The organism is Xylanibacter brevis ATCC 19188 (assembly GCF_000621725.1).
In the GTDB taxonomy this organism is placed as follows: domain Bacteria; phylum Bacteroidota; class Bacteroidia; order Bacteroidales; family Bacteroidaceae; genus Prevotella; species Prevotella brevis.
Map to the genome: position 1 here is coordinate 125,394 of NZ_JHXM01000013.1, position 9,707 is coordinate 135,100.

The 9,707-nt window shown below is 43.6% G+C and carries 7 protein-coding genes and 1 rRNA gene; 7 read left to right on the forward strand and 1 reads right to left on the reverse strand.

What is annotated here, in order from left to right:
* Positions 1–44: 44 nt before the first annotated feature.
* The 6 genes from T433_RS0108905 to T433_RS15035 all read left to right on the forward strand — a co-directional run bounded on the left by T433_RS0108905 (position 45) and on the right by T433_RS15035 (position 6,809).
* Positions 45–1,547, forward strand: coding sequence for a 2-isopropylmalate synthase (locus tag T433_RS0108905; protein ID WP_027455552.1), 1,503 nt, complete (start codon positions 45–47; stop codon positions 1,545–1,547).
* Positions 1,544–2,920, forward strand: coding sequence for a 3-isopropylmalate dehydratase large subunit (leuC, locus tag T433_RS0108910; RefSeq protein ID WP_027450001.1), 1,377 nt, complete (start codon positions 1,544–1,546; stop codon positions 2,918–2,920). The genes T433_RS0108905 and leuC overlap by 4 nt, the downstream gene beginning before the upstream one ends.
* Positions 2,917–3,507 carry a 3-isopropylmalate dehydratase small subunit gene (leuD, locus tag T433_RS0108915; protein ID WP_027450000.1) on the forward strand — a complete coding sequence of 197 codons (591 nt, stop codon included), beginning with the start codon at positions 2,917–2,919 and terminating at the stop codon, positions 3,505–3,507. Before leuC ends, leuD begins: the two co-directional genes overlap by 4 nt.
* A complete protein-coding gene (locus T433_RS0108920) occupies positions 3,486–5,051 on the forward strand; it encodes an alpha-isopropylmalate synthase regulatory domain-containing protein (protein WP_027449999.1) in 1,566 nt (521 codons plus the stop codon). The genes leuD and T433_RS0108920 overlap by 22 nt, the downstream gene beginning before the upstream one ends.
* Before the next feature lie 64 nt (positions 5,052–5,115).
* Positions 5,116–6,177, forward strand: a complete 1,062-nt coding sequence (gene leuB / locus T433_RS0108925; RefSeq protein ID WP_027455553.1) for a 3-isopropylmalate dehydrogenase — start codon at positions 5,116–5,118, stop codon at positions 6,175–6,177.
* Positions 6,147–6,809 (forward strand): tetratricopeptide repeat protein, encoded by a 663-nt coding sequence (locus T433_RS15035; protein ID WP_044109568.1) that lies wholly within the window; start codon positions 6,147–6,149, stop codon positions 6,807–6,809. Before leuB ends, T433_RS15035 begins: the two co-directional genes overlap by 31 nt.
* On the opposite strand, the gene T433_RS0108935 is transcribed toward T433_RS15035, so the two are convergent.
* Positions 6,806–9,154, reverse strand: a complete 2,349-nt coding sequence (locus T433_RS0108935) for a mechanosensitive ion channel domain-containing protein (protein WP_044109556.1) — start codon at positions 9,152–9,154, stop codon at positions 6,806–6,808. The genes T433_RS15035 and T433_RS0108935 overlap by 4 nt on opposite strands.
* A 469-nt stretch (positions 9,155–9,623) precedes the next feature.
* Here T433_RS0108935 and T433_RS0108945 point away from each other — a divergent pair.
* Positions 9,624–9,707: ribosomal RNA gene (locus T433_RS0108945) — 16S ribosomal RNA — on the forward strand; the annotation flags it as partial.

Sequence of the window (9,707 nt, forward strand, 5' to 3'; positions counted from 1 at the left end):
CACACCAAACGAATGGATACATAAGATTTTTAAGGTAAAAAGACATGAGCGACAGATTGTTTATATTTGATACAACACTCCGTGATGGAGAGCAGGTGCCTGGATGTCAATTGAATACAATTGAGAAAATCCAGGTAGCCAAAGCTCTCGAGCAGTTGGGAGTAGATGTTATAGAGGCAGGATTCCCTATTAGTTCGCCAGGTGACTTCAACTCAGTAATTGAGATTTCAAAGGCAGTCACCTGGCCTACTATTTGTGCATTGACCAGAGCAGTAAAGAAAGATATAGATGTTGCTGCCGATGCGCTGAAATTTGCCAAACACAAGCGAATTCATACGGGCATAGGTACGAGTGATAGCCACATTAAATATAAGTTCAACTCCACACGCGAGGAGATTATAGAGCGCGCTGTTGCTGCTGTTAAGTATGCCAAAGGCTATGTTGAGGACGTGGAGTTCTATGCCGAGGATGCAGGTCGAACAGACAATGAGTATTTGGCTCGTGTCGTCGAAGCTGTCATTAAGGCAGGAGCTACGGTCGTCAATATCCCAGATACCACGGGCTATTGCCTTCCAGATGAGTTTGGTGCTAAGATTAAGTACCTGATGGAGCATGTGGATGGTATTGACAAGGCCATCATCTCCACTCATTGTCATAACGACCTGGGCATGGCAACGGCCAATACGCTGTGTGGCGTGCTGAATGGTGCCCGCCAGGTGGAGGTGACGATGAACGGCATCGGTGAGCGTGCAGGAAATACCTCGCTCGAAGAGATTGCCATGATCCTGAAATGCCATAAGGGCATAGATATTGATACCAACATAAATACTCAAAAGATATATCCCACTTCACGTTTAGTGTCCAGTCTTATGAACATGCCTGTACAACCAAACAAGGCTATCGTAGGACGCAATGCCTTTGCGCATAGCAGCGGTATTCATCAGGATGGTGTATTGAAGAATGTACAGACCTATGAGATTATTGATCCAAAGGACGTTGGAATCGACGACAATAGCATTGTTCTCACGGCTCGTTCCGGTCGTGCAGCCTTAAAGCACAGACTTCATGTGAACGGTGTAGCCCTTACCGAAGAGAAACTGGATAAGGTCTATGAAAAGTTCCTGCAACTGGCCGACCAGAAGAAAGAGGTTACCGATGCTGACGTGTTGATGCTGGCTGGTGCCGATACAGCAGACCAGCATGCTGTCAGGCTTGATTTCTTGCAGGTTACGACGGGCAAGGGCGTAAAGAGTGTAGCATCTATCGGTTTGGATATCAGTGGCCAGAAGTTTGAAGCCGCTTCGTCAGGTAATGGTCCTGTGGATGCTGCTATCAAGGCACTGAAGCGTATAGTGATGAAGCAGATGACGCTAAAGGAGTTTACGATTCAGGCAATATCAAAGGGATCGGACGATGTCGGTAAGGTGCATATGCAAGTAGAATACGAAGGACAATTGTACTACGGTTTTGGTGCCAATACCGATATTGTTACTGCTTCTGTTGAAGCCTATATAGACTGTATCAACAAATTTAAGAAGAGCGAATGAATACATTATTTGACAAGATATGGGACCGTCATGTAGTTCAAGTTGTAGAAGATGGCCCAACCCAATTGTATATAGACAGGCTTTATTGTCATGAGGTGACTTCGCCTCAGGCTTTCGATGGATTGAGGAGTAGAGGATTGAAATGTTTTCGTCCCGAACGCATCTATTGTATGCCCGACCACAATACGCCCACTCACGATCAGGATAAGCCTATAGAAGATCCTGTTTCCAGAAAACAAGTGGACACTCTTGCACGCAATGCCGAGGAATTTGGCTTGACGCATTATGGAATGATGTCTAAAGACAACGGAATTATCCACGTGGTAGGACCAGAGAAAGGACTTTCTTTGCCTGGAATGACTATCGTGTGTGGCGATTCTCACACCTCAACACATGGTGCGATGGGTGCTGTCGCTTTCGGTATTGGCACTTCCGAGGTCGAGATGGTGATGGCCTCGCAGTGTATTCTGCAGCAGAAACCCAAATCTATGCGTATTACCATCAAAGGAAAGCTGGGCAAGGGTGTCACGCCAAAGGATGTCGCTCTTTATTTGATGTCAGAGATAAGCACGAGTGGTGCCACGGGTTACTTTGTGGAATATGCCGGACCTGTAGTTGAAGAGATGACCATGGAGGGGCGTCTCACATTGTGCAATTTGTCTATCGAGATGGGTGCACGAGGCGGCTTCATTGCTCCTGACGATACGACCTTTAATTATATAAAAGGCAGGGAGTTCGCTCCTAAGGGTGAAGCCTGGGAGGAGGCTGTGGCTTATTGGAAAACTTTGAAAAGTGATGAAGATGCCGTCTATGACAAAGAACTTGTTTTTGATGCAGCAGATATAGAACCGCGCATCACTTACGGCACAAATCCTGGTATGGGAATAGGTATCACTTCTTCAATTCCAACAGAAGGCGAGGTGAATTTCCATAAAGCGCTAGACTATATGGGCTTTAAGCCTGGTGAAAAGCTGCTTGGCAAAAAGGTTGATTATATTTTCCTTGGAGCATGCACCAACGGACGTATTGAAGATTTCAGAGCATTTGCCTCTATCGTAAAAGGAAGGAAGAAGGCAGATGGTATTATTGCATGGTTGGTTCCTGGCTCTTGGTTGGTTGACCAACAAATTCGTGAAGAGGGACTTGATAAGGTGCTGGCTGAGGCTGGTTTCGAGATTCGTCAGCCAGGATGCTCGGCATGTCTGGCTATGAACGATGACAAAGTGCCTGCTGGAAAGTACAGCCTTTCTACAAGTAATCGCAACTTTGAAGGTCGTCAGGGACCTGGCGCAAGAACCATTCTTTGTTCACCATTAGTTGCAGCCGCAGCTGCAGTCACAGGAGTAATAACCGATCCACGCACATTATTATGAAGCAGAAATTCAATGTTATAACATCTACTTGCGTTCCACTTCCTCTTGAGAATGTGGATACAGATCAGATTATCCCAGCCAGATTCTTGAAGGCTACAGACAAGGCGGGATTTGGTGATAACCTTTTCCGCGACTGGCGTTACGATAAGGATGGTAATCCTATTAAGGACTTTGTGTTAAACGACCCAACATACGGCGGTTGTATCCTTGTTGCAGGAAAAAACTTCGGTTCAGGTTCCAGTAGAGAACATGCAGCATGGGCCATTGCCGGATATGGATTCCGGGTTGTTATCAGCAGTTTCTTTGCCGATATACATAAGAATAACGAGCTGAACAATTTTGTTCTTCCTGTAGTTGTTTCAGAGCCCTTCTTGGCAGAACTTTTCCAAAGTATTAAGGATAATCCGAAGATGCAAGTAGAGGTCGATTTGCCCAACCAGATGGTGACAAACAAGACTACTGGTAAGAGCGAACATTTCGAAATCAACGGCTACAAGAAGCATTGTCTGATGAATGGGCTAGACGATATTGACTATCTCTTGGAAAATAAAGATAAGATAGAGGCATGGGAAAAGCAGAACATGTAAAGGATATGCGCACCTTTCGTCCATATATCGAAATCATGGATTCCACGCTTCGTGATGGAGAACAGACCAGTGGCGTGTCCTTTCTTCCTCATGAGAAGCTGATGATTGCACGTATGTTGCTCCGTGATTTGAACGTGGATCGTATCGAGGTGGCGTCGGCAAGAGTGTCTGACGGTGAGAAAGAGGCTGTCAAAATGATATGCCGCTATGCCCGACAGATAGAGCGCCTGGATAGTGTTGAGGTGCTTGGCTTTGTCGATGGCACGGTCTCTGTTGACTGGGTGAAAGATGCTGGCGCATGTGTGCTTAACCTTCTGGCTAAAGGGTCTCTAAAGCACTGCAGGGAACAACTGCAGAAGACACCCGAGGAGCATCTAAATGATATTAAAGCGGTGTTGGATTACGCAGATCGTAATGGCATCTCGGTGAATCTGTATCTTGAAGATTGGTCGAGTGGCATGAAAGAGTCGCCCGATTATGTCTATCAGATGATGGACGAGCTGACGGACTATCCGATCAGAAGATTTATGCTTCCAGATACATTAGGTATTATGAATCCTCTGCAGGTAATAGAGTATTTCAGAAAAATGCTGAAGCGCTATCCCGACACGCATTTTGATTTCCACGCCCATAATGACTATGACTTGGCGGTTAGCAACTCTCTTGCAGCTGTATTAAGTGGTGCCCGAGGCTTGCATGTCACCGTGAACGGTCTTGGTGAGCGATGTGGTAATGCTCCGTTGTCTAGTGTTCAAGTCATTCTGAAAGACCATTTTAATGCTAAAACCAGTATCAATGAGAGTAAACTGAACGATATCAGTCGTTTGGTAGAAAGCTATAGCGGTATTAGTATTGCGCCCAATCAGCCGATTATCGGAGACAATGTCTTTACTCAGGTAGCTGGCGTCCATGCTGATGGCGATAATAAGGGCGGATTGTATCATAATGAACTGATGCCCGAACGATTTGGCAGAAAACGAGAGTATGCAATGGGCAAAACCAGCGGTAAAGCTAATATCACCCGCAATCTTAAGGAGTTGGGGTTGGAGCTGACTGCTGAACAAACTCAGCGTGTGACTAAACGAATCACTGAACTTGGCGATAGAAAAGAGGTCGTTACGCAAGACGATCTGCCATTCATTGTTAGTGATGTATTGAAACATGATGTGGCAGAAGAGCGTGTGAAGTTGGTCAGCTATCAGGTGTCATTAGCTTATGGCTTGAAACCCTTGGCGAATGTAAAGGTCGAAATTAATGGCAATCAGTATGAAGGGCACTCTTCTGGCGATGGCCAATATGATGCTTTCGTGAAAGCTATGCGAAAGATTTATAAGGAGTATTTGGACCGCACGTTCCCTCTTCTAGAGAACTATGCGGTGACGATTCCTCCTGGTGGACGCACGGACGCATTGGTACAAACGGTGATTACGTGGCAAATGGGTGATGGCAAGTTGATACGCACGCGTGGACTTGATGCCGACCAGACTGAGGCTGCCATTAAAGCTACAATTAAGATGCTTAATATCGTGGAGAGTAAACAATAGCTTTTATGAGCCAAAACAGCAGCTTTTCAATGCTTAAACAGTAACTTTTAATAAGGAATATAAAATGAAATTAAAGATAGCCGTTCTTCCTGGTGATGGTATAGGGCCAGAAATAATGAAGCAAGGGGTGGCTGTACTCGAAGCAATTGCAGAAAAGTATGGTCATGAGTTCGAATATCAAGAAGCACTTGTCGGAGCCTGTGCTATTGATGCTGTCGGTGATCCGTATCCGGAAGCCACGCACGAGGTTTGTATGCAGGCTGACGCAGTTCTTTTTGCTGCTGTCGGTGATTTGAAGTATGACAATAATCCTACGGCAAAGGTGCGCCCAGAGACAGGACTTCTTGCTATGCGCAAGAAATTGGGACTCTTCGCAAATGTTCGTCCTGTGGCAACTTTCGACTGCTTGCTGCATAAGTCGCCTTTGAAAGATGAACTTCTAAAGGGAGCTGACTTTGTGGTGCTGCGCGAGCTGACCGGTGGTATGTATTTTGGCGAGAAATACCAGGATAACGACAAAGCCTTTGATACGGACATATACACGCGTCCTGAGATTGAACGAATTCTGAAGCTTGCTTTCGATATGGCTCGCCAGCGCAGAAAGCATCTCACCGTTGTCGACAAAGCCAATGTGTTGGCATCGAGTCGCCTATGGCGCCAGATTGCAAAGGAGATGGAACCTCAGTATCCTGATGTCAATACGGATTATATGTTTATTGATAACGCTTCTATGCGCGTTTTGACGGAACCTCGCTTCTTTGACGTTATAGTTACAGAAAATACTTTTGGCGATATTCTCACTGATGAGACTTCATGTATTACGGGATCTATGGGCTTGCAACCTTCATCTTCGTTGGGTGAGCATACACCATTGTTTGAGCCTGTTCATGGTTCATGGCCTCAGGCTGCAGGCCAGAATCTTGCCAACCCCGTGGCACAAATTCTTTCTGCAGCCATGTTGCTAGAGCATTTTGGCTTATCAAAAGAAGGAAAGCTGATTCGTGAAGCTGTGAATGCTTCTCTTGATGCCAATATCCGTACACCTGAGATCCAGGTGGAAGGCGCGCCAAAGTACGGAACCAACGAAGTGGGGCAATGGATAGTAGATTATATCAGAAAGGCATAATCGCATGCTCTTTGACGTTCGCATTGACGTCTTTTCCTTTCGCCGCTTTTGCTCAGACAGAGCAAGAGTGGCGAGACTCACTTTCTGTGCTTAACGAGAAGATTCGTCAAGCTCCAAGATCTGTTGATCTGCGATTACGAAAAGCTGCTGTTAATATAGAACTGGGACAGTGGAGCTATGCTGTAGATGAGTATAGTAGGATCTTGGAACTGGATGCCAAGAACCTTTCTGCGCTGTATTATCGGGCTTATGTGCATAATCATGAACGACGCTATGAATTGGCAAAGCAAGATTATGAGGCTTGTCTGACTATCGTTCCTCGCAATTTTGAGGCTCAACTGGGCTTGGCAATTGTCAAGCGTAACATGGGGCAGAAGGTTGAGGCAATGGATGGCTTTAACCAATTAATCCAGATGTTTCCAGACTCTGCAATAGCTTATGCTGCTAGAGCAGGTTATGAAGTAGAGTTGAAACAATACGAGCTGGCTCTTTATGACTGGGATGAGGCTATCTCGCGTCAACCCGAGAATATTGAGTATCTAATGTCGAAGGCAGATGTCCTTCTTATTCTTAAAAGACAAAAAGAAGCCAATGCCCTAATGCGGCGCATCAGGGCATTGGAAAAACATTAAGCTTTCAGTTCATTTGCATTACGTATTGTAATATCTCTTTGCGGGAATGGTATCTCAATGCCGTTCTCGTTAAGGGTATTATAAATACACTTGGTCATCTCGCTGACTACAAAAGCTTTCTTGACAGCTTCTGCCCATACCACCAATTTCATATCCACACTGGAATCTCCTAGTCCTACCATGGCTGTTGTTGCTTTCCTTGCAGGATCGACGAATTCCAAGTTTAGATTGTTGGCTGCATCTTCTATTAGCTGAGATACCCTCTTTATGTCAGAACCATAGGCAACACCAAACGGGATAACTGCTAACACATAACCATGATTTCTGGTCATGTTTTTGTAGTTCTTTGCAAACAACTGGCTATTCTGGAATGTGATAACCTCTCCAGAGATGGCTTCTATAATGGTAGACGTGTAACTGATGGAGGTCACTTTACCCATTGTTCCATCTACTTCTATCAGGTCTCCAACTTTGATTCGTCCTGCCATCAGCGAGGCTCCATAATAGATGTTCTCAATGATATCCTTAGATGCAAAACCAATACCAGTAGATAAACCGCCGGAAATGGCAAGCAACCAGGCCACGCTGATATTGAGTATTGAAAGTGAGATCATTAGCCATATACCCCAAACAAATACCTGAATGACATTTCTACCCATTACTTCGCGACTTGCTGCTGTTGAGGGGTCTTGAGTCTGGTAATGGAGTCTCATAAATGAGAGTATAGTACTGGTCGCATATGAGAATAAGAACCATAGATTAACCACCATGGATAGTTTGAGTATGCTAATCTTGAAGTTCTTTAAATCAATGAAGTTCCTTCTAAATAACTTCCAACAAAGATCGCTGAGGTTAAATATGTCTGCAGCCCAATAGATTGACAGCATAACAGAGATAACACCCATGATGGGAAGTACCACCTTATATATAAATTTATAAAACCAGCTCTTGCTGATAGGCTTTTCTTCAAGTCCATGCTTCACACCATAGATCTTCAAGTATTGGCTCACGCATGTGATAGTCAATATACATGTCAACTGCATAATCCACCATATTAATATTTGTACAGCAAGTAAGGTGTAGCCCATCCATGCGCATCCCAAAGAACAGATGAATATGCTGAGAGAGAGATAGGTATAGAACATGTCCGAACGAGGAACGTTCTGGTTATGGCGTTTGATAACCATCCATTGCCAGATAGTACAAAGTAATAGGATAGGGGGGAAAACGATGTTAACCAAATTGTTTGGAATCAAGATGATTCGGAATGTAATAACAAGGAATCCTATAACGATCAATGGAGCATATATAGAAAATGCGCTTTTTATCTGGCTGCCATTGACGCGTAGTAATAATGATATCAAAATAACACCTAATAGCCATGCATATTCGATTAGCAGGCTGCTAGCCATGATATAGAAATACTGGTCAAGCGTTGCATGAAGCAATCCCATGATTGCCGCAAACGTAACTGTCGTTGTTGCCATGATGATGCTAGTCTTCTTTTTGAGAAACTCTTCCGTGTGGAATCGTTTAGGCATGATAAATTTAAATACTGCCAGATTAAGAAGAACAGCAATAATGATGTAAAAGGCTATGACAATAAACAAACGTAGGATTACTGCGCCTCCCCAGTCAGATTTCGAATCCTCGTTCTGGTATTTGCTGGTTACAACTTCCTTTGTTTCAGTAATTTTGTTGCCAAAGTTTTTAAGTACAATGAAGTAGCTGTCGCCTCCATTCTTGAATATGCTGGTTTGAATATCGTTATAACGTTTGTTCGCATAATCATTAAGATAACCAAGGCGCCTTTCTGTCATTTCGTAGAATGTGATATAGTCTGCAACTTGATTCCTGTTTTCAATCATAGTGTTTTTGATGTTGGTCGCCAGCGTTAGGCACACGGAACGATCTGTTTTCGCCTTCTGACTGAGAAATCCAGTATGCATGGTCTTAAGGCTCGTTATCAAACTGTCGTATTTAGCAACCTCAGCTTCAGAATTCTTTAGAAATGACTCAAAGGGTAATTGTTGACGCTGAAATTCCAAATACTGTTCGGTAGCTTCATGGCAAGCATAAGTTAAGTCAAATACAAACCCCTGATGCTGAGAGTACAACATAAGAGCATTTTGATTGCTGCGTTTCATCGTTTCTTGTAGCTCATTCACGATGTCGCGTGTCTGCTGCTTGCGATCATTTGCTTGATTACTTAACTCTCGTTGATAGTTAGTCAGCTCTACACGTAGTACACTTAAGGTCTGCTCTAAGTCTTTTTCCTTGAGAACAGCATGGGAACTTGATAGTATTGCAGTAATCGCAATAATGGTCGCAAGTATTCTTTTCATCTTGTTTCGTATTTGGTTTAGGTTGCAAAGATAATCATTTTTTTTAAGATGGAATAGTAATGGGGAATAATTTTATTTTTGGACTGTTTTGCTCCCTTATATATAATAAATAAGGTGTGTTGTAAAGAAATAAAAACAGAATCATTTTTTTCTTCAAAAAACTAAGAAAAATAGTAGAAAAGTTTTGGTGGTTCCGAAAAAAGCCGTACCTTTGCATCCGCTTACGAGGAACACCTCCTCACAGCAAAACAAGAAGAGTTCTTTGAAAGATTTACATAGACAGAGAAGTAGTACAAGAAGCGAGTGCTAATCTTAATTGAAAGGCACTTGGGTAACAGTAACGAACCGTCAATCATATTTTAAAATAGGTTGATAGACTTGATACTTTTTGGATAGTCATTCTGAAACAGATAATAGATAGTCCTCCTTTATTATATAGGGGAGCGGCGATCAAAAGATACAAACATATACAATGAAGAGTTTGATCCTGGCTCAGGATGAACGCTAGCTACAGGCTTAACACATGCAAGTCGAGGGGCATCATTTCGAAAGC